25 protein-coding genes are annotated in these 25,731 nt (G+C 70.2%); 18 read left to right on the top strand and 7 right to left on the bottom strand.

Translation table 11 applies throughout. The features are described 5' to 3' along the window. Positions 1–81 precede the first annotated feature (81 nt). Both ispG and AB0O24_RS03965 read left to right on the top strand, forming a co-directional pair. Positions 82–1,233 (top strand): flavodoxin-dependent (E)-4-hydroxy-3-methylbut-2-enyl-diphosphate synthase, encoded by a 1,152-nt coding sequence (ispG, locus tag AB0O24_RS03970; protein ID WP_193751290.1) that lies wholly within the window; start codon positions 82–84, stop codon positions 1,231–1,233. Positions 1,234–1,300: 67 nt separating this feature from the next. Beyond that, a complete protein-coding gene (locus AB0O24_RS03965) occupies positions 1,301–2,485 on the top strand; it encodes a benzoate/H(+) symporter BenE family transporter (protein ID WP_363372704.1) in 1,185 nt (394 codons plus the stop codon). Between the two features lie 10 nt (positions 2,486–2,495). Here the strand turns inward: AB0O24_RS03965 and pcp are convergent, their stop codons facing one another. Together pcp and AB0O24_RS03955 are read right to left on the bottom strand one after the other, a co-directional pair. Further along, positions 2,496–3,128, bottom strand: coding sequence for a pyroglutamyl-peptidase I (gene pcp / locus AB0O24_RS03960; RefSeq protein ID WP_275799340.1), 633 nt, complete (start codon positions 3,126–3,128; stop codon positions 2,496–2,498). Between the two features lie 28 nt (positions 3,129–3,156). Beyond that, positions 3,157–3,738, bottom strand: coding sequence for an NAD(P)H-dependent oxidoreductase (locus tag AB0O24_RS03955; protein ID WP_363372701.1), 582 nt, complete (start codon positions 3,736–3,738; stop codon positions 3,157–3,159). Positions 3,739–3,888: 150 nt separating this feature from the next. On the opposite strand from AB0O24_RS03955, the gene AB0O24_RS03950 reads away from it, so the two are divergent. From AB0O24_RS03950 to AB0O24_RS03940, 3 genes are all read left to right on the top strand, one after another. Further along, positions 3,889–4,416 (top strand): sigma-70 family RNA polymerase sigma factor, encoded by a 528-nt coding sequence (locus tag AB0O24_RS03950; RefSeq protein WP_275799342.1) that lies wholly within the window; start codon positions 3,889–3,891, stop codon positions 4,414–4,416. Then, entirely contained in the window at positions 4,413–5,516 is a 1,104-nt protein-coding gene (locus AB0O24_RS03945; protein ID WP_363372698.1) for a hypothetical protein, read from the top strand. The genes AB0O24_RS03950 and AB0O24_RS03945 overlap by 4 nt, the downstream gene beginning before the upstream one ends. Before the next feature lie 75 nt (positions 5,517–5,591). Beyond that, positions 5,592–6,182: a TetR/AcrR family transcriptional regulator gene (locus tag AB0O24_RS03940; RefSeq protein WP_275796505.1), complete on the top strand. Its 591-nt coding sequence runs from the start codon at positions 5,592–5,594 to the stop codon at positions 6,180–6,182. 9 nt (positions 6,183–6,191) lie between these two features. On the opposite strand, the gene AB0O24_RS03935 is transcribed toward AB0O24_RS03940, so the two are convergent. Beyond that, entirely contained in the window at positions 6,192–7,028 is an 837-nt protein-coding gene (locus AB0O24_RS03935) for an NADH:ubiquinone oxidoreductase subunit 4 (chain M) (protein ID WP_275796507.1), read from the bottom strand. 258 nt (positions 7,029–7,286) lie between these two features. On the opposite strand from AB0O24_RS03935, the gene AB0O24_RS03930 reads away from it, so the two are divergent. Together AB0O24_RS03930 and AB0O24_RS03925 are read left to right on the top strand one after the other, a co-directional pair. Next, positions 7,287–9,083, top strand: a complete 1,797-nt coding sequence (locus tag AB0O24_RS03930) for a proline--tRNA ligase (protein ID WP_363372694.1) — start codon at positions 7,287–7,289, stop codon at positions 9,081–9,083. A 118-nt stretch (positions 9,084–9,201) separates the two neighbouring features. Next, the gene (locus AB0O24_RS03925; protein WP_275796511.1) at positions 9,202–10,023 is read left to right on the top strand and encodes an aldo/keto reductase; all 822 of its coding nucleotides are present in this window, start codon (positions 9,202–9,204) and stop codon (positions 10,021–10,023) included. 6 nt (positions 10,024–10,029) lie between these two features. On the opposite strand, the gene AB0O24_RS03920 is transcribed toward AB0O24_RS03925, so the two are convergent. Continuing rightward, complete coding sequence (locus AB0O24_RS03920) at positions 10,030–10,839, bottom strand: DUF1206 domain-containing protein (RefSeq protein WP_275796512.1); 810 nt, start codon at positions 10,837–10,839, stop codon at positions 10,030–10,032. 78 nt (positions 10,840–10,917) lie between these two features. Between AB0O24_RS03920 and AB0O24_RS03915 the strand changes: the two genes are divergently transcribed. Next, entirely contained in the window at positions 10,918–12,753 is a 1,836-nt protein-coding gene (locus AB0O24_RS03915; protein WP_307381977.1) for an alpha/beta fold hydrolase, read from the top strand. A gap of 93 nt (positions 12,754–12,846) precedes the next feature. After that, positions 12,847–15,342: a glycogen/starch/alpha-glucan phosphorylase gene (locus AB0O24_RS03910; protein WP_363372689.1), complete on the top strand. Its 2,496-nt coding sequence runs from the start codon at positions 12,847–12,849 to the stop codon at positions 15,340–15,342. A gap of 28 nt (positions 15,343–15,370) precedes the next feature. Here AB0O24_RS03910 and AB0O24_RS03905 read toward each other — a convergent pair whose 3' ends face one another. Both AB0O24_RS03905 and AB0O24_RS03900 read right to left on the bottom strand, forming a co-directional pair. Then, entirely contained in the window at positions 15,371–15,802 is a 432-nt protein-coding gene (locus AB0O24_RS03905) for a type II toxin-antitoxin system VapC family toxin (RefSeq protein ID WP_363372687.1), read from the bottom strand. Continuing rightward, positions 15,799–16,038, bottom strand: coding sequence for an AbrB/MazE/SpoVT family DNA-binding domain-containing protein (locus AB0O24_RS03900; RefSeq protein WP_275796520.1), 240 nt, complete (start codon positions 16,036–16,038; stop codon positions 15,799–15,801). The genes AB0O24_RS03905 and AB0O24_RS03900 overlap by 4 nt, the downstream gene beginning before the upstream one ends. 179 nt (positions 16,039–16,217) lie before the next feature. Here AB0O24_RS03900 and nusA point away from each other — a divergent pair, with 179 nt between their 5' ends. From nusA to AB0O24_RS03875, 5 genes are all read left to right on the top strand, one after another. Then, positions 16,218–17,207: a transcription termination factor NusA gene (gene nusA, locus AB0O24_RS03895; RefSeq protein ID WP_058597057.1), complete on the top strand. Its 990-nt coding sequence runs from the start codon at positions 16,218–16,220 to the stop codon at positions 17,205–17,207. Positions 17,208–17,239: 32 nt separating this feature from the next. Beyond that, positions 17,240–17,491 (top strand): YlxR family protein, encoded by a 252-nt coding sequence (locus AB0O24_RS03890; protein WP_275796524.1) that lies wholly within the window; start codon positions 17,240–17,242, stop codon positions 17,489–17,491. A gap of 92 nt (positions 17,492–17,583) precedes the next feature. Next, positions 17,584–20,385, top strand: a complete 2,802-nt coding sequence (infB, locus tag AB0O24_RS03885) for a translation initiation factor IF-2 (protein WP_275796526.1) — start codon at positions 17,584–17,586, stop codon at positions 20,383–20,385. A gap of 216 nt (positions 20,386–20,601) precedes the next feature. Continuing rightward, positions 20,602–21,093 (top strand): 30S ribosome-binding factor RbfA, encoded by a 492-nt coding sequence (gene rbfA / locus AB0O24_RS03880; protein WP_275800070.1) that lies wholly within the window; start codon positions 20,602–20,604, stop codon positions 21,091–21,093. Between the two features lie 125 nt (positions 21,094–21,218). Further along, entirely contained in the window at positions 21,219–22,202 is a 984-nt protein-coding gene (locus AB0O24_RS03875) for a CPBP family intramembrane glutamic endopeptidase (RefSeq protein ID WP_275800068.1), read from the top strand. A 184-nt stretch (positions 22,203–22,386) separates the two neighbouring features. On the opposite strand, the gene AB0O24_RS03870 is transcribed toward AB0O24_RS03875, so the two are convergent. Beyond that, entirely contained in the window at positions 22,387–23,253 is an 867-nt protein-coding gene (locus AB0O24_RS03870; protein WP_363372681.1) for an A/G-specific adenine glycosylase, read from the bottom strand. Between the two features lie 217 nt (positions 23,254–23,470). Between AB0O24_RS03870 and AB0O24_RS03865 the strand changes: the two genes are divergently transcribed. The 4 genes from AB0O24_RS03865 to AB0O24_RS03850 all read left to right on the top strand — a co-directional run bounded on the left by AB0O24_RS03865 (position 23,471) and on the right by AB0O24_RS03850 (position 25,633). After that, positions 23,471–23,782, top strand: a complete 312-nt coding sequence (locus AB0O24_RS03865; RefSeq protein WP_275800065.1) for a hypothetical protein — start codon at positions 23,471–23,473, stop codon at positions 23,780–23,782. Positions 23,783–23,904: 122 nt separating this feature from the next. Next, positions 23,905–24,384: a hypothetical protein gene (locus tag AB0O24_RS03860; RefSeq protein ID WP_363372678.1), complete on the top strand. Its 480-nt coding sequence runs from the start codon at positions 23,905–23,907 to the stop codon at positions 24,382–24,384. Further along, the gene (gene truB / locus AB0O24_RS03855) at positions 24,384–25,268 is read left to right on the top strand and encodes a tRNA pseudouridine(55) synthase TruB (protein ID WP_363372676.1); all 885 of its coding nucleotides are present in this window, start codon (positions 24,384–24,386) and stop codon (positions 25,266–25,268) included. The genes AB0O24_RS03860 and truB overlap by 1 nt, the downstream gene beginning before the upstream one ends. Continuing rightward, positions 25,265–25,633, top strand: a complete 369-nt coding sequence (locus AB0O24_RS03850; protein ID WP_307381957.1) for a hypothetical protein — start codon at positions 25,265–25,267, stop codon at positions 25,631–25,633. The genes truB and AB0O24_RS03850 overlap by 4 nt, the downstream gene beginning before the upstream one ends. Positions 25,634–25,731 lie beyond the last annotated feature (98 nt).

Raw genomic sequence — 25,731 nt, 5'->3', positions numbered from 1 at the left:
CCGGTATACGCGCGCATGGCGCCGAACCTATCACAGAGCGCCCTCAGCCCCCGAGGAGGTGTGGCGGCGTAGGCTGGTCGCGTGCCTGCAGTGAACATCGGGATGCCCCGCGTGCCGGAGGTCCTCGCGCCTCGTCGCAAGACCCGTCAGATCAAGGTCGGCAAGGTGCTCGTCGGCGGCGACGCCCCCGTGAGCGTCCAGTCGATGACGACGACCCCCACGACGAACATCAACGCCACTCTCCAGCAGATCGCCGAACTCACGGCATCCGGCTGCGAGATCGTGCGCGTGGCCGTTCCGTCGCAGGACGACGCGGATGTGCTGCACATCATCGCGAAGAAGAGCCAGATCCCGGTCATCGCCGACATCCACTTCCAGCCGAAGTACGTCTTCCAGGCGATCGACGCCGGCTGCGGTGCGGTGCGCGTGAACCCCGGCAACATCCGCAAGTTCGACGATCAGGTCGGCGCGATCGCCGCCGCCGCGAAGGCTGCGGGTGTGTCGCTGCGCATCGGCGTGAACGCCGGATCGCTCGACCGCCGCCTGCTCGAGAAGTACGGCAAAGCCACGCCCGAGGCGCTTGTGGAGAGCGCCGTCTGGGAGGCGTCGCTGTTCGAGGAGCACGACTTCCACGACTTCAAGATCTCGGTCAAGCACAACGACCCGATCGTCATGGTCAAGGCCTACCGCCTGCTCGCCGAACGGGGCGACTGGCCGCTTCACCTCGGCGTGACCGAGGCGGGACCGGCGTTCCAGGGCACGATCAAGAGCGCGACGGCCTTCGGCATCCTGCTCTCCGAGGGCATCGGCGACACCATCCGCGTCTCGCTGTCGGCACCCCCGGCCGAAGAGGTCAAGGTCGGCCACCAGATCCTGCAGTCGCTCAACCTGCGCGAACGCAAGCTCGAGATCGTGTCGTGCCCCTCGTGCGGTCGTGCGCAGGTCGACGTCTACACGCTCGCCGACGACGTCACCGAAGGCCTGAAGGACATGACGGTGCCGCTGCGCGTCGCCGTGATGGGCTGCGTCGTCAACGGCCCCGGTGAGGCGCGCGACGCGGACCTCGGTGTCGCGTCGGGCAACGGCAAGGGCCAGATCTTCGTCAAGGGCGAGGTCATCAAAACCGTGCCCGAGGCCGAGATCGTCCGCACGCTCATCGAAGAGGCCAACCGCCTCGCCGACGAGATGGGTCCCGACGCGGCTCCCGGCACGGCGCAGGTCATCACGGTCTGATCGAGGCATCGCGTGGTCCGCGCGAGCGCGAGTGGACCACTGCCGTTCCGCTAGCGTCGGGAGTCTCATGATCGAGACTTCGCACGCCTCCCTCGCCCGTCCCCTCATCGCTGGTGTGGTGACCGCCCTGGTCGGCTTCACCAGCACGTTCGCCGTGGTGCTCACGGGTCTTCGCTCCGTCGGGGCCACGCCCGAGCAGGCGGCGAGCGGACTGCTCGCCGTCACGCTCATGGTCGGGGTCGGGTGCATCCTCCTCGCCTGGCGCTACCGGATGCCGATCACGATCGCCTGGTCGACCCCCGGTGTCGCGCTGCTCGCGGCTACCGGTGCCGTCGAGGGCGGGTGGCCCGCGGTCGTCGGCGGCTTCCTCGTCTCGGGTGCGCTGATCCTGTGCACCGCCCTCTTCCCGCCGCTGGGGGCGTTGATCGCGCGCATTCCGCCGTCGATCGCGCAGGCGATGCTCGCGGGTGTCCTCTTCCCTCTCTGCATCCAACCGTTCGTCGGGCTCATCGCCGACCCGTGGGGCGTGGCGCCGGTGCTGATCGTGTGGCTCGTGGCATCCCGCCTTCTTCCGCGCTGGGCCGTGCCGCTCGCGTTCGTCGCGGCGATCGTCGTCGTGGCGGTCTCGCTCGGACGAACCGGGGCGGAGCTGGATGCCGCGAGCCTCGTGCCGCAGCTCGCCTTCACCGCTCCGACGCTCACCGTCGGGTCGGTGGTCGGGATCGCGCTCCCGCTGTTCGTCGTGACGATGGCCTCGCAGAACGTTCCCGGCGTCGCCGTGATGCGCAGCCTCGGGTACACGATCCCGTGGCGCCCGGCGATGCTCGTGACCGGCGCGGGCTCGATGCTCGCGGCGACCGCCGGGGGACACGCGGTCAACCTCGGCGCGATCAGCGCGGCGATCGCCGCAGGCCCCGACGCGCACCCCGATCCGAAGCGACGCTGGGTGGCGGGAGTCTCGGCCGGGAGCACCTACCTCGTGCTCGGCGCGCTGTCGGCCGCGTTCGCCGCAATCGTGCTGCTCGCCCCCGCGGGGGTCATCCCGGCCGTCGCGGGCGTGGCGCTCTTCGCGGCCTTCGGCTCCGCCGTGCAGCAGGCGATCGACGATCCGGGCGAGCGGACCCCGGCGGTCGTGACGTTCCTCATCGCGGCATCCGGAATCGCCATCGCGGGCGTCAGCGCGGCCTTCTGGGCGCTGGTGGCGGGGCTGATCGTGCGGACGGTCCTGCACCTCGGGCGGCGCGCGGCCTGAGCCCCCGCCGTCAGTGCAGGGTGCCGGCCGGGGAGGCGAGGTCGTCGCGCACGTCGAGGGCGGTGCGCACGGTGAGCTCGACGGCGCGCACGATGTCGTCGAAAGGCAGGGATGCCACGCCCTCGGGGGCGCTCTCGCGCGCAGAAGGCACGTGTACGAAGCCGGCGCGCACGTGGGGGTCGGCGGCATCCAGGGCGGTGAACATCACGTGGTTGCACACGAAGGTCCCCGCCGAGTGCGACACCGCGGCCGGAATGCCGGCGTCGCTCAGCGCCGCCGCGATCGCCTTGACGGGCAGGGTCGCGAAGTAGGCGGTCGGACCGCCCTCGACCACGGGGAGGTCGACCGGCTGCGCACCGTCGTTGTCGGGAATGCGGGCGTCGGCGAGGTTGATCGCCACGCGCTCGGGGGTGACCTGCGCGCGTCCCCCCGCGAGGCCCGTGGCGATCACGACATCGGGGTGGTGCTCGTCGAGGAGCTGTCGGAGCCGCGTCCCGGCCGCGTCGAACGCGACCGGAAGGACGTCGACGATCAGTCGTTCGGCGCCGGTCCAGCGCTCGTAGACGGCTCGGACGGCGTCGCCGGACGGATTCGTGGCGTCGCCGCCGAAGGGCTCGAATCCGGTGAGGAGGACGGTCGTCATCGCTCCAGGCTATGCCGGGGTCGCCTGTTCAGACGCGTGCGGGGACCGCGGCGCCCGCGTCTCGTCGTTCGAGGTTCTCGACCTCGGTGATCCAGCGGGCGCGTGTGCGGTCGTCGGAGGAACGGACGGAGGGGAAGCGCGTCGTGCGGACGCGGCGGACCCCGCAGAACTTCAGCGTCTGATTGCGGACCTGGCGCACGGCGGGGTCCCCCGTCCACCGGAGGAACCAGGTGGGGGAATCGCTCGTCAGGAGGAGGCGCCCGGTGCGGGCGGGGAGGAGTCCCTGCGGGAGCCCGTTCGGGCGGTAGCGGTACGTCTGCTTCGGAAGGAGGACGCGGTCGAAGAAGCCCTTGAGGAGGGCGGGGGTCCCGGCCCACCAGACCGGTGTGGCCACGACGATGTGCGTCGCGGCGAGGAGGGAGGCGAGGGCGCGCTCGAGGTCGGGCTCGAGCGGCTGCACCGCCCGGTACCCGCCCCGCAGGATGGGGTCGAAGTCGAGGTGTCGCACGGCGACGAGCTCGGCGTCGCCGTGCGCCTGCGCGTACCGTCGCGCGAGCGTCGCGGTGAGCGAGTCGGGGGAGGGGTGGCCGTCGAGGATGAGGGCGGTCATGGCGGAGCTCCAATGTGGACACTGTCAAGAAACTGGACAGGAGCAAGATATCGTGCCGCGGCCGGGGTTGTCGAGGCGCGATTCGCGCCGTCGTTGCCGATCCGTTACCTGGTGCGGGAACTTCTGGCGTGATCGCGGACACTACGGGGTGTGGAAGATGATGACGCGGGGCTGTGGGCTCGGGTACTCAGGGGCGATGAACTTGCGTTGGCGGCGTTGTTCGATCGGTATGACGCGCGGTTGTTCCGTCATGCGTCGCGGTTGTTGACGCATCGGGAGGATGCGAAGGATGCCGTGACGGTGGCGTTCTTCGAGTTGTGGCGTAAGCGGGCGTCGGTGCGGGTGGTGGAGGGGTCGCCGTTGCCGTGGTTGTTGAACACGGTGGCGCACTGCGCGCGGAATTTGGAGCGGTCGGGGCGGCGATACCGCGCTCTGTTGGACCGGGCCCCCGTGACGGAGCCGATGCACCGCGCTCACGAGGAGAGCGGCGTGTTGGCCGCTCTGCGGAAGCTGCCGGAGCGGGAACAGGCGGTCGTGGTCCTGTCGGTGCTGGAGGGGTATTCCGAGCGCGAAGTCGCGCAGGCCCTCGGCATCCCGGCGGGAACGGTCAAGTCGCGGCTCTCCCGAGCGAAGACGAAGCTCCGCGACGATCTGGCCCAGGAAGGGGTGCAGGCATGAACGAGGAACTGACTCCCGACGAGCGCGCGGCGATGCGCTCTCGCATCGTCGGCGGTGCGCGCGACATCAAGCCTGCCGGTGCACATCGGAACGCGTGGATCGCGGGCTCGATCGCGGCAGTGCTGGTGGTGGCGATCGCGGGTGGGGCGGTGGCGACGTCGACGTTGTCGGCGCCGCAGATCGCGAACATGCCGTCGCCAACGGTCACGGCGACGACGGTGCCGACACCGACACCTACCTCGACGCCGACCTCGATACCCACGCAGACGACGCCGGTGGTCGCGTTCGGGGGAGACTGCTCGGCCGTGCTCGGTGATCCCGAGGTGTCGGACATCCTCGGGGTCCCGATGACGGGTGTGCCCGTCATCACCGGGGACGCACGAGTCCTCGGAGGGATCTCCTGCGAGTGGCGAGCGCTCGACTCGGCAGATTTCACGAGCATGAGTGTGACGGTGGTGCCGTGGGCCGACATCCCGGATTCTGTGCGGCAAGACGTGGGTGTCGTCCCCGAGTGCCCCGTCGGGTTCACCTGCAGCTACAGCGAGCGTCATGGAGACGCGTGGGTGAGTGCGGAGGCCACCGATGCGAGTGAGGCCATCGCGGCGGTGAAGGCAGTCGGGTCGCGTGCGGCGGACGCCCCGCTGTCCGCGCGAACCCTGCCCGCAACCGCGTGGTCGATTCCGGACTGTGACGGCGTCGTCATCGAGGCTGTCCGATCGGCGCTGACCCGCGATGTCTCGAAGACCACCGGCACGGACTACTTCCCCCACGGTCCCGTGTGGGACGTGATGACGAGCAACGGTGCGGCGGGATGGTGCGACTTCTTCGGACCGGAAGACGACGGCCAGGCCTTCTTCTCGCTGGACGTGACGTTCTGGCCGGGCGCGTCGCTGGACCCGGCCGGAGCCATCGCGAGGGGGGAGCAGCAGGTGTCGCTGACAGGAGCCACCTCTGCGTGGATGCTGCCGGCCTCCGATCTGGGAGGGGGACGGGTGGATGCCGAAGCGCCGGGGGGAGTGGTGACCCTCATCGGAGACAAGCTGGACGACGCGGAGATGCGTGCCGCGGCGGAGGCCCTGCTGGAGCGAATGGCGCAGTGACACGAGTCGATCCCGTTGCGTACCGAACTGCGGGATCCCCTCGGACTTGTCCGCGAGCCGTCTAGCATCGTGCCTGTGCCCACCTCGACGAAGTACCACCACGGGGACCTCGGCCCGGCGCTCCTCGCCGCCGCGGACGAGTTGCTGGTGGAGGGCGGGGTCGGTGCACTGAGCCTGCGCGAGGTCGCTCGCCGCGCGGGCGTCAGTCACAACGCGCCGTACCATCACTTCGCCGATCGGAAGGCGCTGCTCAAGAGGCTGTCGGAGCGCCACATGGGGCACCTGCTCGACGCGCAGCGAGCGGCGCACGCGGCTGCGGCCCCAGGAGTCCCGGCGTTGCGCGCGATCGCCGCGGCCTACCTCGCCTACGCCGTCGCGCACCCCCAGGGCTTCGCCCTGGTCTTCGACCCGGAGATCTGCGTGCCGGGGTCGCCGTCCGACGAGATGGCTCCGTTGATCCGCGCGAACGAGGATTTGCTGGCGGAGGTTCTGGCGACGATCGATCCGTCGCTACGGGGTGCCGACCTCGAGGCCGCGGTGGCCGCGGTCTGGTCGTTCGCTCACGGGATGGCGACACTCGTCGTGGCGGGTCACCTGCCGCCGGGAGGAATGGCATCCGGGCTCGAAGCGCTGTTGTCGCTGGCCCGGTCCGTCCCGGGGGAGTGACCGCGAGGGTCAGCCGAGGTCGAACTCCGCGCGCAAACGCTCGCGCACGAGGACGTAGGGCGGGTACTCCGCGAAGAATCGCAGCTTGCCGGCCACCGGGCCCTGGCCCGTCGGCTGATCCTCCATCACGTACGCCATGAAGCTCTCGGCGAAGTCCTCGGTGACGTTCGTGGCCGCGTACGCGTCGACGAAGTCCTCCTCGTGCGCGGCGTAGAACGCGTCGGCGACGTCGACATCGACGTTGTCGCCCTCCGGGGCGTCGATGTAAGCGCTCCAGAACCGGTCGGAGAATGCGTACAGGGCCGTCTCGGGTAACAGGCACCCCTGCCCGGTCCAGATCGTGTCGCACGTGTCGGTGTACGCGTCGACCGATTCCGGCCCCAGGCTCAGCACGTGGGCGTACTCGTGGACGAGTGTGCCCAGCCAGAGCTCATCGTCGTCGGCATATGCGACATTGGCGGCGAACGTCCAGTACTCGGGGGCGGTGTCACGCGACACCCACGCCAGGGTGTCGCTGGCGGGGTCGTCGCCCACCTCGAGCCGGCTGATCCGCGTCGCCGCGACGCGGGGCGTGAACACGCGCTCGATCTCGGCCCAGACCGCGGCCGCCTCGGCACTCGGCTCCGGAGACAGGATGCCGTCGGCCCCGACGTCGTAGACCTCGGTGACGCGGAAGTCGTCGTCGACGGGCGGCGGGTCGTCGAGCGGGGAGATCCCTCCGCCGAAGGAGGTCGATGCGTCGGCAAGGGTGGCAGACCACACGACCAGGCCGGCCGTGCTCCAGAAGACCACGCCGAGCACGAGCGCGACGCCGCTCGCGATCACGGCGATCCATCGGGGGTGCACGCCCTCACCTTAGGGGCACGCGGTCGATCGGAGGTCATCCGCGCGCGAGGGTGAAGGCCGTTATCGACGTGTGACCGATGTGGCGTCGATTCCGGGAACTTTTGTCGTGATTGCGGACACTACGGGGTGTGGAAGTCGTCGCCCCGGTAGCCGAAGCCATCTTCCGGCCGGTCTACCGGTGAGATGCGCGGGCGGGTGATGCGGTTCTGCCCCCGCCCGCGTCTGCCCGTGGCATCCACCGTTCTAGACTCGATGATCGTGGTCACCCGTCTCTCGAACTACTTCCTCCGCACGCTCCGCGAAGACCCCTCGGATGCCGAGGTCACGAGCCACCGTCTGCTCGTGCGCGCCGGTTACATCCGCCGCAACGCCCCGGGCATCTTCGCGTGGCTGCCGCTCGGTCTGAAGGTCAAGGCCAAGATCGAGACGGTCGTGCGCGAAGAGATGGCGAACGCTGGAGCCTTCGAGGTGCACTTCCCGGCCCTGCTGCCGCGTGAGCCGTACGAGGTCACCGGCCGCTGGGAGGAGTACGGCGACGCGCTGTTCCGCCTGCAGGACCGCAAGGGCGCCGACTACCTGCTCGCGCCCACGCACGAGGAGATGTTCACGCTCCTGGTGAAGGACATCTACTCGTCGTACAAGGACCTGCCGCTGACGATCTACCAGATCCAGGACAAGTACCGCGACGAGGCGCGCCCCCGCGCCGGCCTCCTGCGCGGCCGCGAATTCACGATGAAGGACGCGTACTCGTTCGACGCGACGGATGCCGGATTGGATGCCTCGTACCAGGCGCAGCGCGATGCCTACGAGCGCATCTTCCAGCGCCTGGGCCTCGAGTACGTCATCGTCGCCGCCGACGCCGGCGCGATGGGCGGCTCGAAGTCGGAGGAGTTCCTGCACCCGACCCCCATCGGCGAGGACACGTTCGTGCGCTCGGCCGGCGGATACGCGGCCAACGTCGAGGCGTTCACCACCGTCGCCCCGGAACCGCTCGCCGTCGAGGGGCAGCCCGCGCCGGTCGTCTTCGACTCGCCGAACACCCCGACGATCGCGACCCTCGTCGATCACGCGAACGCGCACCTCGACGCCCCGGCCCCCGGCATCGCCGGCCCGGCCACCGCCGAGGCCACCGAGTGGACCGCCGCGCACACGCTGAAGAACGTCGTCCTCGCCCTCACGCACCTCGACGGCACGCGAGAGCTGGTCGTCGTGGGGCTGCCCGGCGACCGCGACGTCGACGACAAGCGCGTCGAGGTCGCCTTCGCTCCCGCCGAGGTCGAGGCCGCGACCGAGGCCGACTTCGCGAAGAACCCGCTGCTGGTCAAGGGCTACATCGGCCCCTGGTCGCCCACCGGTCCCGTGCTGGGCGAGGAGTCGGCGACGAACATCCGCTACGTGCTCGACCCCCGCGTGGTCGACGGCACCGCGTGGATCACGGGTGCGAACATCGACCAGAAGCACGTGCACTCGCTCGTCGCCGGCCGCGACTTCGTCGGCGACGGTTTCGTCGAGATCTCGACCGTGCGCGCGGGCGACCCGGCCCCCGACGGCTCGGGCCCCGTGGAACTCGCACGCGGCATGGAGATCGGCCACGTCTTCCAGCTCGGTCGCAAGTACGCCGAGGCCCTGGGCCTGAAGGTGCTCGACGAGAACGGCAAGCTCGCGACCGTCACGATGGGTTCGTACGGCATCGGCGTCACCCGCATCCTCGCAATCATCGCCGAGCTCAACAACGACGAGAAGGGCCTCATCTGGCCGGCGTCGGTCGCGCCGTTCGACGTGCACGTCGTGGCCACCGGGCGCGATGCCGCGGCGTTCGAGCTCGCGGCATCCGTCTCCGACCAGCTCGAGTCCGCCGGCCTCGACGTCCTCTACGACGACCGCCCCAAGGTCTCGCCCGGCGTGAAGTTCGGCGACGCCGAGCTCGTCGGCATCCCGCGCATCCTCATCGTGGGCCGCGGCGCCGCCGAGGGTCAGGTCGAGCTGTGGGACCGCCGCACGGGCGAGCGCGAGACCCTTCCGGTCGCCGATGCCCTGGCGGCGCTCACGCGCTGACGTTCACGCGCCGACGTTCACGCGCTGACGTTCACCGAGACGGCATCCGTCCCGCATCCGCCGGGAGGGGTGCCGTTTCGTCGTCCCCGCGGTGCTCGGCATCGGTAGCGTAGATGCCATGATCTCGGCCCCTCGCCTGTCGCTCCGCGACGGCTCCACGATCCCTCAGCTCGGTATCGGCACGTACAAGGTGCCCGCGGATCTCACCGCCGGCCTCGTCGAGGGCGCGCTCGCCGCCGGCTACCGCCATATCGATACGGCCGCCCTGTACGGCAACGAGACCGAGGTGGGGGAGGGACTGCGCGCGTCGGGTCTCGACCGGGACGACGTCTTCGTGACGACGAAGGTGTGGAACGACGACCAGGGCTTCGACGAGACGCTGCGCGCCTTCGACGCGAGTGCGCGACGCCTCGGCCTCGACCGTGTCGACCTGTACCTCATCCACTGGCCGATCCCCAGCGCCGGCCGCTACGTCGACACCTGGCGCGCTCTCATCCGCCTGCAGCAGGAGGGGCGGGCGACCTCGATCGGCGTGAGCAACTTCGCAATCCCGCACCTCGAGCGCCTGCGCGACGAGACCGGCGTCCTCCCGGCCGTCAACCAGATCGAGCTGCACCCCCGCTTCCCGCAGAACGAGCTCGTCGACTGGGATGCCGCGAACGGGATCGTCACCGAGTCATGGGCCCCGCTCGCCCGGGGTGGTCTGCTCGGCGAACCCGCCCTCGCGCGGATCGCCGCGCGCTACGGCAAGACCCCCGCGCAGGTCGTCGTGCGCTGGCACCTCGATCGCGGACTCGTGGTCTTCCCGAAGTCGGTGGCGCTGGAGCGGATCCGCGAGAACGGCGACGTCTTCGACTTCACCCTCGATGCCGACGACCACGCCGCGATCGCCGCTCTCGACACCGGTGAGCGCACGGGCCGCGATCCGTCGCTGGACTGAGGCCGGTCAGACGTCGAGGCGCGCGTAGCGCGCGCGGAAGACGGTGAAGACGCCGTAGGCGAGGAAGCCGAGGCCCACGAGGGCCGCGAGCAGAGGCCCCGCGGGCAGGGCCATGAGCGCCGACACGGCTCCGTCCAGCCCTCCGGCCGTGTCGGGTTCGACGCGGATGGCCGCGATCGTGACCAGCACGCCGACCACGCCGAGGGCGATGCCCTTCGCCACGAATCCCACGGCGCCGAGGGCGCTCAGCGCGTGTCCCGCCGCGCCCTCGGGGATGCGGACCTTGTCGTGGAAGGAGCGTCGCACGCCCATCCACACGAAGCCGACACCGACTCCCGCGACGATCAGCCCCGCCGTTCCCAGCACGAACCCGCCGATCGGGAGCGTGAGCACGCTCTGGCTGAGGTCTTCCGTGGTCTGTTCCGCGTGCGGTCGGGCACCGAGTGCGACCGCCGCCGAGATCACGCCGATCACGACGAAGACGATGCCCTGCGGTGCCTCGGCCGCGATGCGCGCGATACGTTTGCGCCCGGACAGCCCGCGCGGCGCGATCGCCTGCAGCAGGTGCCACCCGCCCAGCGAGACCAGTCCCGCCGCGAGACCCCAGAGCGCGACGGCGCCCAGCGGCAGGGCAGCCACCGCACGAAAGGCACCGGTCTGGTCCGTGTCTTCGGCCGCACCGAAGCCCACGGCGAGAACGAGGCCGCCCACGAGCAGGTGCAGGATGCCGTTGGCCACGTAGCCCGCCCGAGCGGCGACGCGCAACGCGGGGTTTGCCTCGGCCTCGCGAGCGGCGGAGCGGGCGGAGGACGGCATCCCGGAACCGTATGCGCTCCGCGTCTGGAAAGACAGCCGGTTGCGCGTGGCGTCCGAGGCGCTGTTTATCATGGCCTGATGCCCGCTTCCCGCCGACCGTTCGTGCGTCGGTGGAACGCCCTTCCCGCGCTCACGCGCAACGCGCCGCCGCGTGTCCTGCTCGTCGTCGGTGCCGTGGTGGTGCTGCTCGGCGCGCTCATCGTCTCGCGACCCCTCACCTCGATCGTGCTGCTCGGGGTGTACGTCGGCGCGAGCGCCGTGGTCATGGGCGTGTTCGAACTGTTCGGCCGGTCGACGAGATGGTGGGCGCGGGCCGTCGCCGTGGCCTGGATCGTGGCGGGCGTCGCCGTCCTGGTGTGGTTGGGGCGCAGCCTCGAACTGTTGCCGTCAGTCCTCGCCGTTCTCCTGGTGATCGGTGGGCTGGCCTCGGTCGGCCGGGCCGTCACGGGCGGCGCGGTCAGCGCTCGGGTGCTGTCGCTCGCGTGGGGCATCGCGCAGATCGCTTTCGGAGTGCTGTCGTTCACCTGGCCGGATGTCACCGTGCTGGTGCTGGCCGTCGTGTTCGGTGTGCGCACCATCGTGTTCGGAGTCGGGGTCTTCGGGCGCGGGGTGGCCGGCATCCGTCGTCGTCCGCGAGCGACGCCGTTCGACGCCGACCAGGCCGTCCGTCGCCGTCGGCGCCGCGCCCGCTGGACCGCCGTCGGCCGCTACGCGCTCTCGCTCGTCCTCGTGGCGACCGCCGCCGGAGGGTGGTGGCTCAACGACTGGCTGCACGACGGTGCCCCCGTGGTCGACGCGTTCTACAACCCGCCCGCCGAGGTGCCGAGCGGCCACGGACGGTTGATCCGTTCCGCCGCCTCGCCCTGGCGCGCCCCGCAGAACGGCGACGTCACGCGGATCCTCTACACGACACGGGATGCCGTGAGCCGCCCCGCCGTGGCGAGCGCCATGGTCATCACCCCCAAGGATCCTCCGCTGGGACCGCGCCCCGTGATCATCTGGAATCACGGCACGACCGGGGTCGCTCAGGGCTGCGCGCCGAGCCTGCGCGACTCGACGGCCACCCGCTGGGCGATCCCCGCACTCGAGCAGGCATTGAAGGCCGGATGGGTCGTCGTCGCGTCGGACTTCTCGGGACAGGGCGCCCCCGGCGCCTATCCGTACCTCATCGGCAAGGGTGAGGCCCGCTCGTCGCTCGACGCGGTGCTGGCCACGGCCGAACTCCGCAGCGACCTGACCCTCTCGCCCGACACCGTGGTCTGGGGACACTCCCAGGGCGGGCACGCGGCTCTGTGGACCACCGCGATCGCCGACGACTACGCCCCGGGCATCGACGTGCTCGGAACGGCCGTCGTCGCCCCGGTCGCCGATCCGCCCGCCCTCGCGCGTGAACTGCTCTCGGGTCCGCCGAACGCGATGCTCTCGGTCATCACGTCGTGGGTGCTGGTGCCGTACTCCGAGACCTACGCCGACGTCCACCTCGACGACTACATCGCCGAGGGCTCGCGCTCGATCGTGCTCGAGATGACGCAGCGGTGCCCCACCGAACCGGGTGTGGTCGTGTCCGTCCTCACGGCCCTGGGCGTCTCGGAGGACCGGCCGCTCTACAACGCCGATCTCACCGACGGCGCTCTGGGTCGGCGCCTCGAGGAGAACGCCATGACCGAGCCGCTGGGCACGCCGATGCTCGTGGCGTGGGGAGCGGACGATGAGGTCATCGCGCCGAGACTCCAGCGCGAGTACATCGAGAAGCTCTGCGCCGAGGGACAGCCCGTGAGATGGGCGAGCTACGCGGGCTATGGCCACCTGCGTCCGATCCAGCCGAAGTCGCGCTTCCTGCCCGTGCTCTACGACTGGACCAAGAACCTCATCGAACGCAAGCCGCAGGTCGTCGACGGGTGCGGCCTGCGTTGACCCGGGGCGCGCAATACGGCGTCCGGGTGAAGATCATGTGTCAGAGCCATTGCCGTCTTGGCAGGGCAGCGCGCGACTGATTACGGTCGAGGGGTGCCCGAGAACACGTCAGAGCTCCGCCCGACCCACCCGCTCGCCATCGCGCCCGTCGTCGCCCCCGCGGCGTCCGTCGACGGCTTCACGAAGCAGTTCCTCCAGAATCTGAATTTCGACCAGGGCGTGACGCTGTCGACCTCCGACGTGAACGACCAGTACCTCGCTCTCGCCTACACGGTGCGCGACTACCTGATGGCGCGCTGGTTCGACGACCGGGCGAAGCAGAAGACCCAGCAGGCGAAGACCGTCTGCTACCTGTCGGCGGAGTACCTGCTCGGGCGTCAGCTCGACAACAACCTCCTCGCCGCGCGCCTCACCGACATCGCGACCGAGGCGCTTGCGCAGTGCGGGATCGACATCGACGCCGTGCGCGCCGTCGAGATCGAGCCGGGGCTCGGCAACGGCGGCCTGGGTCGCCTCGCGGCCTGCTTCATCGACTCGCTCGCGACCATGAGCGTTCCCACCATCGGGTACGGCATCCGGTACGAGTACGGCATCTTCCGTCAGAGCTTCGCGGACGGCCAGCAGATCGAGCAGCCCGACGCGTGGACGCGCATGGGCTCGCCGTGGGACTTCGCCCACCCCGAGGCCGCGCAGACGATCTCGTTCGCCGGTCACACCGAGACGTACGACGACGAGGGGGTCACGCGCAGCCGCTGGATCCCCGAGTGGAACGTGCTCGCGGTGCCCTACAACATGATGGTTCCGGGCTACCACAACGGTCGCGTGAACACCCTGCGCCTGTGGCGCGCGGTGGCCACGAACGCCTTCGACCTGCACACCTTCAACTCGGGCGACTACGTCCAGTCGGTGCGCGCGCAGACCTTCGCCGAGAACATCTCGAAGGTCCTGTACCCCGAGGACTCCACCCCGCAGGGCAAAGAGCTGCGTCTGCAGCAGCAGTACTTCTTCGTCGCGGCATCCATCGCCGACTTCATCGAGAACGTGCTGCCCGCCGACTTCGATCTCGAAAAGCTCCCCGAGCGCGTGATCTTCCAGCTGAACGACACGCACCCCGTGATCGGTGTGCCCGAGCTGATGCGCGTGCTCGTCGACGAGAAGAAGCTCGAGTGGGATGCCGCGTGGGCCATCACCCAGAAGTGTTTCGCCTACACCTGCCACACGCTGCTGCCCGAGGCGCTGGAGGTCTGGCCGGTCGACCTGCTCGGCCGCCTGCTGCCCCGGCACCTCGAGATCATCTACCGCATCAACGACGAGTTCCTGCTCGAGGTGCGCGAGCGCTTCGGCGACGACGAGATGCTCATCCGCAACATGTCGATCATCGGCGAGCACCCCTCGCGCTCGGTGCGCATGGCGTACCTCGCCACGGTCGCGGGCTCGAAGGTCAACGGCGTCGCCGAGCTGCACTCGCAGCTCCTGCGCGACAACGTCCTGAAGGACTTCGCCGCGATGTGGCCCGACAAGTTCACCAACGTCACCAACGGCGTCACTCCCCGCCGCTTCCTGCGTCTTGCGAACCCCGAGCTGTCGGCGCTCATCACCGAGGCGCTCGGCGCCGGCTGGACCGTCGACCTCGAGCGCCTGCGGGGTCTGGAGGCCCTCGCCGACGACGCCGACTTCCGCGAGCGCTTCGCGGCCGTGAAGGCGTCGAACAAGCGGCGCCTGAGCCGTGTGCTCGAGGCGCGCGGCGAAGCTCCGCTCGACGACGGTCACCTGCTCGACGTCATGATCAAGCGCCTGCACGAGTACAAGCGCCAGACGCTCAAGGTGCTGCACATCGTCAGCACCTACGAGGGCATCGTCTCGGGTCGCCTGGATGTGGATGCCGTGCAGCCGCGCACCTTCCTCTTCGGCGCTAAGGCGGCTCCGGGCTACGGCATGGCCAAGCGCATCATCCACCTCATCAACGCCGTCGGCGACGTCGTGAGCGCCGACGAGCGCGTGCAGGGCAAGCTGAAGGTGCTCTACCCGGCGAACTACAACGTCACCCTCGCCGAGAGCATCATCCCGGCCGCCGACCTGTCGGAGCAGATCTCGCTCGCCGGCAAAGAGGCGTCCGGCACCGGCAACATGAAGCTCGCCCTCAACGGCGCGCTCACCATCGGCACCGACGACGGTGCGAACGTCGAGATCCGCCAGCTCGTGGGCGACGACAACTTCTTCCTCTTCGGCATGAGCGAGCCCGAGGTCGAGGCGCTGTGGGCCGAGGGGTATCGTCCCGCCGACTTTTACCAGGAAGACGACGAGCTGCGCCGTGCGATCGACCTGATCGCGTCGGGGGCGTTCTCGGACGGAGACCGCTCGGTATTCGAGCCGCTCGTGTCCAACCTCCTCTACGACGACCGGTTCATGGCGCTCGCGGACTTCCGCTCGTACCTCGACGCGCAGGACCGGGTCGACGCGGCCTACGCCGATCAGGACGGCTGGGTGCGCTCCGCGATCCTCAACGTCGCGCGCAGCGGATACTTCTCGTCCGACCGCGCGATGCGCGACTACCTCGACCGCATCTGGCACGCGACGCCGATCAGCTGAGGGGTTCCGGATGCCGCGGCCCCGGGGGTCAGACGACGAGCTCGACTGTTACGCCCACCGCTTCGTAGGTGCCGCGCGCGCGGGCGTCGCGCGTTGCAAGGGGGATCGTGTGCACACGTGCGGCGAGAGCGACGAGACCGTCATACGTTGCTCCGCCGGCGATGCCGCAGCCGGAGAGATCGCGGTGGGCTGACGCCGCCTCGCCGGGGGAGAGCGTGAGCGGATCGCCGAAATTGTGATCCATGACGGTGATGGCGTCGGCTCCGTCGACACGGGCGTCGCCCGGCAGGCGCGTGAGGACGGAGTACGTCTCGATCGCGGCGTGGCCGCTCAGGCGAAGCTCTCGACCGCGCGCCCACGCGCGCACGCGCTCATGGTTTTCGTGCGAGCGGACGAGGAGGGGGACCGCGACGCTCGTGTCGACGGCGATCGGGGATGTCGACCGATCCGACGGCCTCATCGACGGCCGCTGTCGAGCAGCGCCGACACAACCTCGTCGGTCACCGGGGTGTTGCCGCGTGAAACGAGCCGGCCATCGTCGTCGCGCTCGAGGTGCGCGGTGCGGCCTCCGGGGGTGATCTGCAGGCCACTGCCGTATGCCGACACATCGACCACCGTGCCGGGAAGGAGTCCGTACACATCCCGAAGCGCCTTCGGGAGGACGATGCGTCCCCCGCTGTCGATCGTGAGCTCCATGGGAAAACGATACCATCGTGATCCCATATGCGTCCGCCGGGCAAGGGAGTCGCCTCCGAAACACCTGTGCGATCGCAACCGTAGGCCTGATGCGGTCGCAGGGTGCGTGGCATCCCGGGTATCGTAGGGGGGTTGTCGGCGCCGGTCGCGCCGACGAAAGCTGAACAACGGAGGGCCTTGTGGACATCGATCTCGCACTTCTGAAGACGATCGAACGCGAGAAGGAGATCCCCTTCGACGAACTCGCGCGCATCATCGAGCAGGCGATCCTCACCGCCTACGCCAAGCACATCTCGCCCAGCGGCGAGATCCCCGCGGGGGCGCGCGCCTCGCTCGACCGGAAGACCGGGCACGTGGGCATCTTCACGCCCGTCACCGACGAAGAGGGCGCCGTCATCGGCGAAGAGGAGCAGGCTCCCGACGATTTCGGCCGCATCGCCGCTTTCGCCGCGAAGCAGGTCATCAGCCAGCGTCTGCGCGACATCGCCGACGACGCCGTTCTGGGCGAGTTCCGTGGCAAAGAGGGCGACATCGTCGCGGGCGTCGTGCAGCAGGGCCCGAACCCCCGCATGGTGCACGTCGACCTCGGCACGGTCGAGGCGATCCTCCCGCCCGAGGAGCAGGTTCCCGGCGAGACCTACGCTCACGGCTCGCGTCTGCGCGTCTACGTGACCTCGGTCGCCAAGGGCAACAAGGGTCCGCAGATCACCGTGTCGCGCACCCACCCCGGGCTCGTCCGCAAGCTCTTCGCCCTCGAGGTGCCCGAGATCGCCGCGGGCCTCGTCGAGATCGTGTCGCTGGCTCGCGAGGCCGGTCACCGCTCGAAGATCGCCGTCAAGGCGAACGACCCGACGGTCAACGCCAAGGGCGCCTGCATCGGCGAGCTCGGCCGCCGCGTGCGCGCGGTCACCGAAGAGCTCGCGGGCGAGAAGATCGACATCATCGACTACGACGCCGAACTGCCCCGCTTCGTCGCGAACGCCCTGTCGCCGGCCAAGGTCACCTCGTCGTTCGTCCTCGACGCGTCGACCAAGGCCGTGCGCGCGCTCGTCCCCGACTACCAGCTGTCGCTGGCGATCGGCAAGGAAGGGCAGAACGCGCGCCTCGCCGCCAAGCTCACCGGCGCCAAGATCGACATCCAGCCCGACAGCATCCTCGAAGACAACTGAGCCGCCGTCGCTGCGCGACGGCGAGGTGTACGATGGAACCTGTACGAACGTGCGTCGGATGCCGCGCACGCGCCCCCCGATCTTCGCTTCTGCGTGTGGTCGCGGACGGGTCGGTCCTCGTCAGAGACGAGAGAGCGGTCCTGCCCGGGCGGGGAGCGTGGGTGCACGAGACGGACGCCTGCGTGGGAAAAGCTCTCGCGCGTCGCGCCTTCGTACGAGCATTGCGTGTGTCAGGCCCGCTTGACACGCAGACCTTCGAATCAACCCTCCAGCGAAAAGGCTGAACGGCTATGGACACGAAGTGAACGGCTCGAAATGAGACCCGTCCGCAACTAACGGTCTGCCCTGTCCGGGGTAGGCCCCAGACAGGAGAATTGTGGCAAAACCACGCGTGCACGAGATCGCTTCCGAGCTCGGCGTCGACAGCAAGGTCGCGCTTGCGAAGCTGAAGGAGCTCGGCGAGTTCGTCAAGAGCCCTTCATCCACCATCGAGCCTCCCGTGGCTCGTAAGCTCCGCGCCGCCCTGGCGGCCGAGGGCTCTTCCGGTTCCTCGGACGCCAAGCCCGCCGCGCCCGCGGCGCGCCCCGGCTCCGGTGCCCGCCCCGGTCCCGCGCGTCCCGCGGCGACCCCCGGCGCGCGTCCCTCGGGCCCGACGCCCGGACCCGCGAAGCCCGCCGCCCCGGCCGCTCCCGCAGCGGCCACTCCCGCGGCATCCACTCCCGCGCCTTCGGCTCCGGCCGAGAAGACCGCGGCTCCCGCAGCGAAGACGCCGTCCTCGCCGCCGAGCCCCGGCTCCACCGCGCCGAAGCCCGGTCCCGCCGGCAACACCCCCCAGGCTCCGCGCCCGGGCGGCGGTGCCCCGCGCCCCGGAAACAACCCCTTCGCCTCCTCGCAGGGCATGGGCCAGCGTCCCGCCGGTCCCCGTCCGGGCAACAACCCCTTCGCCTCGGCGCAGGGCATGGGCCAGCGTCCGACCCCCGGCAACATCCCGCGTCCGCAGGCGCCGCGTCCCGGTGCTCCGCGTCCCGGCGCCCCGCGTCCCGGTGGCGCCGGTCGTCCCGGTGGCGGCGGTCGTCCCGGCGCTCCGTTCCAGCAGCGTCCCGGCGGTCCCGGTCGTCCCGGCGGTGCCGGCGGCGGTTTCCAGCGCCCCGGTGGCGGTGCTCCCGGCGGCGGCGGTTTCGCCGGTCGTCCCGGTGGCGGCGGTGGCCGTGGCCGTGGTCCCGGCGGTGGCACCGCGGGTGCCTTCGGCAAGGGCGGCGGCAAGTCCAAGCAGCGTAAGTCGCGTCGGGCGAAGCGGCAGGAATTCGAGATGCGGTCGGCGCCGGTCGTCGGCGGCGTCAACGTCTCGAAGGGTAACGGCGAGATCATCCGCCTGCGTCGCGGTGCGTCCATCGCAGACTTCGCGGACAAGCTCGAGGCGCTGCGCGGCTACACCGTGCAGCCCGGCACGCTCGTGACCATTCTGTTCAACCTGGGCGAGATGGCCACCGCGACCGAGTCGCTCGACGAGGCGACCTTCGAGGTTCTCGGCGCCGAGCTCGGCTACAAGATCCAGATGGTCTCGCCCGAGGACGAAGACAAAGAACTCCTCGAGGGCTTCGGTCTCGACCTCGACGCCGAGCTGGAGGCTGAGAGCGAGGACGACCTCGAGATCCGTCCTCCCGTGGTCACCGTCATGGGCCACGTCGACCACGGTAAGACGCGACTGCTCGACGCCATCCGCCAGACCAACGTGGTCGCGGGCGAGGCCGGCGGCATCACGCAGCACATCGGTGCGTACCAGATCTGGACCGAGCACGAGGGCATCGAGCGCGCGATCACCTTCATCGACACCCCGGGTCACGAGGCGTTCACCGCCATGCGTGCCCGTGGTGCGCAGGTGACCGACATCGCGATCCTCGTGGTCGCGGCCGACGACGGCATCATGCCCCAGACGGTCGAGGCGCTGAACCACGCCCAGGCGGCGAACGTGCCGATCGTGGTCGCGGTGAACAAGGTCGACAAGCCCGACGCCAACCCGGCCAAGGTGCGCCAGCAGCTCACCGAGTACGGTCTGGTCGCCGAGGAGTACGGCGGCGACGTCATGTTCGTCGACGTCTCGGCTCGCCAGGGCACGAACATCCAGGAGCTCCTGGACGCCGTGCTCCTGACCGCCGACGCCGGCCTCGACCTCACGGCCAACCCGAACAAGGCCGCTCGTGGTGTCGCGATCGAAGCGAAGCTCGACAAGGGCCGCGGTTCGGTTGCCACGGTGCTCATCCAGTCCGGAACGCTGCGCGTCGGTGACGCGATCGTCGCCGGAACGGCGTACGGCCGTGTCCGCGCGATGATGGACGAGAACGGCGAAGCGGTCGAAGAGGCCTACCCGTCGCGTCCCGTGCAGGTGCAGGGTCTCAACTCGGTTCCCCGCGCCGGCGACGTCTTCATCGTCACCGAAGAAGACCGGACCGCGCGCCAGATCGCCGAGAAGCGCGAAGCCGCCGAGCGCAACGCCCAGCTGGCCAAGGCCCGCAAGCGCATCTCGCTCGAGGACTTCACCCGTGCTCTCGAAGAGGGCAAGGTCGAGTCGCTCAACCTCATCATCAAGGGTGACGTGTCGGGTGCCGTCGAGGCCCTCGAAGAGTCGCTGCTCAAGATCGAGGTCGACGACAGCGTTCAGCTGCGCATCATCCACCGCGGTGTGGGTGCGATCACCGAGTCGGACATCAACCTGGCCACGATCGACAACGCGATCGTGATCGGCTTCAACGTCCGTCCCGACACGAAGGCCCGTGAGCGTGCCGCCCGCGAGGGTGTCGACGTGCGGTTCTACTCGGTCATCTACAACGCGATCGACGACGTCGAGCAGTCGCTCAAGGGCCTGCTCAAGCCGGAGTTCGAAGAGGTGCAGTCGGGTGTCGCCGAGATCCGCGAGGTGTTCCGCTCCTCGAAGTTCGGCAACATCGCCGGTGTCATCGTGCGGTCGGGAACGATCACGCGCAACGCCAAGGCTCGCGTCATCCGCGACGGTGTCGTGCTGGCCGACGGCCTGCAGATCGAGTCGCTGCGTCGCTTCAAGGACGACGTCACCGAGGTCCGTACGGACTTCGAGGCCGGTATCGGTCTGGGCAAGTTCAACGACATCCAGATCGGCGACGAGATCGAGACGACGGAACTCGTCGAGAAGCCGCGAGGCTGATCGTCGTGCGGGAGTCGCGCCACTGTGCGCGGCTCCCGCTTCGGCCTGCGGGGGTGTGCATCTCCCCGAGCAGAGCGGGGCCCCTACCCCGATGCTCGTGGAGATGCACACCCCCTCCGGCCTACGCTGGTGCGGCTGCCCGTGACGGGACTCCCGCCCGGCGATGAGCCACGGGGGCACTCGTACTCGCGGCGGTATGAAAAGAAGGAGAAGGCTGTGGCAGGGGAACGACAGGCCCGTGTGGCCGACCGCATCCGCGTGGTGCTCGCGGAGCGCCTCGAGAAGGGGCTGCGCGACCCGCGCCTCGGATTCGTGACGATCACCGACGTGCGCGTCACGGGCGACCTCCAGCATGCGTCGGTGTTCTACACCGTCATGGGCGACGAGGCGCACCGCAACGACACCGCGGCGGCGCTGAAGTCGGCGACCGGCATGCTCCGCAGCGAGGTGGGGAAGAACCTCAACACGCGACTCACCCCGACGCTCGAGTTCATCCTCGACGCGATCCCCGAGAACGCCGACCACATCTCGGCGCTGCTGCGCGAGGCGCGTGAGCGTGACGAGTCCGTCGCGGGTCTCGCGGCTTCCGCCAGCTATGCCGGTGAAGCCGATCCGTACGTGAAGCCGCGCGAGCACGACGGCCTCGAGGACGACGACGAGGACGAGGACGACGAGCAGGGCGAGGAGGAGCGCGGCGACCGCGCCTGAACCCGCTGAGACGACGGCCGGATCCCACACCCCGAGGGGGTGGCATCCGGCCGTCGTCGTTCGACCGGGCTGACCTCCGTCTCACGGGGGAGGTGCCGGGAGAACCCTCGTCCTACGGTCGAGGTATGCACGTGCAGACTCGACCCGATTGGCCGGCGATCGCCGTGTTCGCGGTGACCTCGCTGGTTCTGTCCTGGCTGGTCGCCCTTCCCCTCTGGTTGGGAGGGCGGGGGCTTCACGACCCCTTCTTCGGGCTGGTCGCGGCGGCGATGATGTTCACTCCCGCGCTGGCCTCGCTCGCGGCCCTCCTCGTGCAGCGGCGCACGCGCGGGCGCAGAGGCGCGCGCGTCGTCCTGCGCGAACTCGGGATGTGGCCGCTGCGTCCCGCCGCACGGACGATCTGGACGTGCGTCGCGGTCATCTTCGCCGCTCCCGTCCTCGTGGCGCTCGGGCTCTTCGTGATGTCGGTGACCGGCATCCTGCGTCTCGATCTCGTGGGGTTCTCGGGGTTCGCGCAAACCCTCCAGGCTGCCGTCCCCGCCGGGACGCCCCTTCCGCCCATGGGCGTTCTCGTCGTGGTGCAGCTGGCGACCATCCCGCTCGGGGCGCTGTTCAATGCCCCGCTGGCCTTCGGCGAAGAACTCGGCTGGCGCGGCTGGCTGCTGCCCGCCCTGCGCCCGCTCGGAACCTGGCCCGCGCTTCTCATCTCGGGCGCGTTCTGGGGACTGTGGCACGCGCCGCTGATTCTGCTCGGCTACAACTTCGCCGAGCCGAACGCGCTGGGCGTGCTGCTGATGATCGTCGGCTGCGTGTTGTTCGGGATCCTGCTCGGGTGGACGCGTCTGCGCACCGCCTCGGTGTGGCCGGCGGTGTTCGCGCACGGGGCCTTCAACGCCTCGGCGGGAATGGTCGCGCTCTTCCTCGCCGGGGGCGCGCCCACGCCCCCGTTGATGGTGATGTCGCCCCTCGGCATGGTCATGTGGGGTGTCTTCGCGGTCGTCATCGCCGTGCTGGTCGTGCTCGGGCAGTTCCGTCCCGCGCGCCTGGCGGCCGAGCTCGGACCCGACCGTGGGCGGGCGACCGCGGGGGTCTCGTCGACGGCATCCTGAGTCGCCGGGCCGTGCCGTGCCGTGCCGTGCCGTGCCGGGCCGTCAGGCGGAGTCGGGGGACGACACGCCGCGGGGCAGGGCCCGGTCACGGCGTGTCGGCGACGGACTCCGCGCGACGGTACAGCGCGGCTGCGGCCCCGCCCCCGCGGCTGCGGCTGGACGCCGGGCGGGGAGCGGCGGGACGTCAGCGCGGCAGGTGGAGCAGGTCGTCCTCGGCCTCGACGAGACCGTCCGAGATCAGCGAGTCGATCGCGCGGTCGCGCTGGGACACGTCGGGCCAGTCAGGCAGCACCGCGAACAGCGGCACGGGCGTCGGCGCCGCCTCTCGCAGGGTCTTGAGCACCGCTCCGCGCGCCTGCCGGTCGCTGCCCTCGTAGGTGGCCTGCTTACGGCGGCGGTCCTCGGACGCGGGGTAGCCGGCCGCGCGCCACGCGCACTGCGCGGCCAGCGGGCAGACATCGCACTTCGGCGACCGGGCCGTGCAGACGATTGCTCCGAGCTCCATGGCGGCGGCGTTCACGACCGCCGCTTCCGCGATGTCGGCGGGGAGTTCGGCATCCATTCGTTCGAGATCGCGCCGGTGCGGCGGGCCCGGTTGCGCGCGACCTTCGACGGCGCGGGCGAGCACGCGCCGGGTGTTGGTGTCGACGACCGGATGCCGATCCCCGTACGCGAAGACCGCGACAGCGCGCGCGGTGTAGTCGCCGATTCCGGTCAGCGCGAGGAGGGCGTCGACGTCCCGCGGGACGACGCCGTCGTGGCGGTCACGGATCTCGACGGCCGCGCGGTGCAGCCACAGCGCGCGCCGGGGGTAGCCGAGATTCGCCCATCGGGTCACCGCTTCCGCGGGCGGGGAGGCAGCGAGATCGGACGGCGTGGGCCACCGTTCGAGCCACGCCTCGAGGTGCGGGATGACGCGATTCACCGGTGTCTGCTGCAGCATGAACTCGCTGACGAGGGTGCCCCACGCGCCGAACCCTTCGCGGCGCCAGGGGAGGTCGCGCGCCGCGTCGCGGTACCACGCGATGAGCGGGGCGGCGAGTCCTGGCATCCGTCCAGCCTACGAGGGAACCCGTTCGCCGCGACGCCCGTCGGCCCGCGACGGCCGCAGGGGTCTCGATCCGTTCGTGGGAGCGCGCCAGGGGCGATCCTGCGCCGTCGCGGCGAGCCTCGGTGTCGACGGACGCGGGAGGGTGTAATTAGTTGAAGTGGATACGAACATCGTTACCGAACCTGCTGTCGCGACGTTTCTCGCTCGTTGGACCTCCATGGACCGCGTGGACGAGCTGATCACGGATCCGCTCCTGGTCGCCACCCCCACCGGTACGGCGCTCGTTCCCCGGGCCCTGTTCTCCGCGGCGGTCGCCGCACGGACCGACGCGCTTCCCGGTGCCGCCCCGGTTCTCCTCGACTGGAGCACCCGAACCGTCGGGCAGGCGACGCTGCTCGTGACCGCCGTGTGGCGCCTCACCGTGGACGAGCGAGAACTCGACCTGGTCTCCGACCTCCTCATCCAGCCTGGGCCCGCCGGTGTCGAGTGCGTGGCCTACCTGCCGCGACAGGATCCGACCCGGATGTGACTCGCGCGGGCACGGGGTTCGGTGGAGCTGCAGGGACCCGGTCTCCCCGCGAGGGGCAGAAGGTCTCGACGCCACCGGGAGCGATGCGGGTGGGGCACTCCGAGCGAACATAGGCTGGGAGCATGTCGTCGCCCGAGAACCCCGTCCAGACTCTGCAGCGGAGCCTGCGCGACCTGATGCGGCAGAACGCCCGCGCGGGCCGCGTCGTGGTGGCCGTCGACGGACTGGATGCCCACCAGACGCGGGCTTTCGCCAACGGGTTCGCCGCGGTGCTCGGCGAAGACGGCACACCCGTCGAGCGCGCGAGCGTCGGGGACTCCGAGCCCGACGTCCGTGAGAGAATCGTCGCGCCCTTCCGCGCGGGCGAAGGCGACGCCGTCCTCGTGGTCGACGGACGTTTCCTCCACGCGCCCGAGCGCCGGGGACTGTGGAACTACTCGGTCTGGCTCGAGAGCAATCCGCCGATCGGCTCGCCGCGCCCCGAGCTCCCCGATGCCGAGAAGCGCTACCTCGCGACCGCGCGGCCGAAGGCGGCCGCTTCGGCGATCGTCGAGAACTCCGACCCCGCGCACCCCGTGCAGGTCTTCGGGGACTTCTGCTGATGGTGCGTCCCGGCATCCTCCTGGTCGACAAACCCGGGGGCATCACCAGCCATGACGTCGTGTCGCGCGCCCGACGCGCGCTCGGGACCCGCAAGATCGGGCACGCCGGCACCCTCGACCCCATGGCGACGGGGCTGCTCGTGCTCGGTGTCGAGGGCGCGACCCGGCTGCTGACCTACATCGTCGGCGCTGACAAGACGTATGAGGCGACGATCCTGCTGGGCGTGTCGACCGACAGTGACGACGCCGACGGGGTCGAGACGTCGCGCACGGATGCCACGGCCGTCACCGACGACGCGATCGCCGCGGGCATCGCCGACCTCACCGGCGAGATCGAGCAGGTGCCGAGCACCGTGTCGGCGATCAAGGTGGCGGGGCGCCGTGCCTACGACCTCGCTCGCGCGGGCGAGGAGGTCGAGCTGAAGGCACGTCGCGTGACGGTGTCGCGGTTCGACGTCCGTGCCACTCGCCGGGGAGAGGCAACCATCGAGCTCGACGTCGTCGTCGACTGCACGAGCGGCACCTACATCCGCGCCCTCGCCCGCGATCTCGGCCGATCCCTCGGCGTGGGCGGGCACCTGACCATGCTGCGCCGGACGCGCATCGGCGCGTTCGACGTGGCCGCCGCGGCATCCGTCGACGACATCGCCGAAGAGCGGCTCGTGAATCCGGCGACGGCCGCCTCGGTCGTCGTGGGCGCCATCGCCGTCGGCGAAGACGAGGCCCGCGACCTGCGACACGGGAAGCGCATCGACGGGGGAGGGCGCCTCACCGGGCCCGTGGCCGCCGCGATCGATCCCGACGGGCAGCTCGTCGGCATCGTCGAGAAGCGGGGCGCACAGCTGAAGAGCGTCATGAACATGCCCGAGGAGGTCGCCCGATGATCCTGTGGTTCACGCTCGCGCAGGTGGGAATCGCCGTCCTCGCCGGGATCGTCGCGATCGTCGCGGGGCTCATCGGGCGCCGCCCGGGAGACGTCACCGTCGGCTCGCTCGCTCTTATCGAACTGCTGCTCATCGTGCAGATCGTGGTCGCGATCATCGCGCCGTTCGCGGGGAACCCACCCTCCGGCAGCCTGCTCGAGTTCTGGACGTACCTCGTCTCGGCCGCCCTCGTGCCGGTTGCGGGCGCCGCGTGGGCGCTCATCGAACGCAGCCGGTGGAGCACCGTGATCATGGGGGTCGCCGCCCTGGCGGTCGCCGTGATGGTCTGGCGCATGCACGTGATCTGGACGGTGCAGGTGGCCTGAGGACTCCGGATGCCGCGGCCCGAGGCTGCACGCCGGTATCGGTCCCTTCGACAGGCTCAGGGACCTGGGGCTCGACAGGCTCAGGGACCTGGGGCTCG

It is taken from the genome of Microbacterium sp. NPDC086615 (assembly GCF_040686055.1).
In the GTDB taxonomy this organism is placed as follows: domain Bacteria; phylum Actinomycetota; class Actinomycetes; order Actinomycetales; family Microbacteriaceae; genus Microbacterium.
This window is presented reverse-complemented; position numbering and strand designations above follow the sequence as displayed.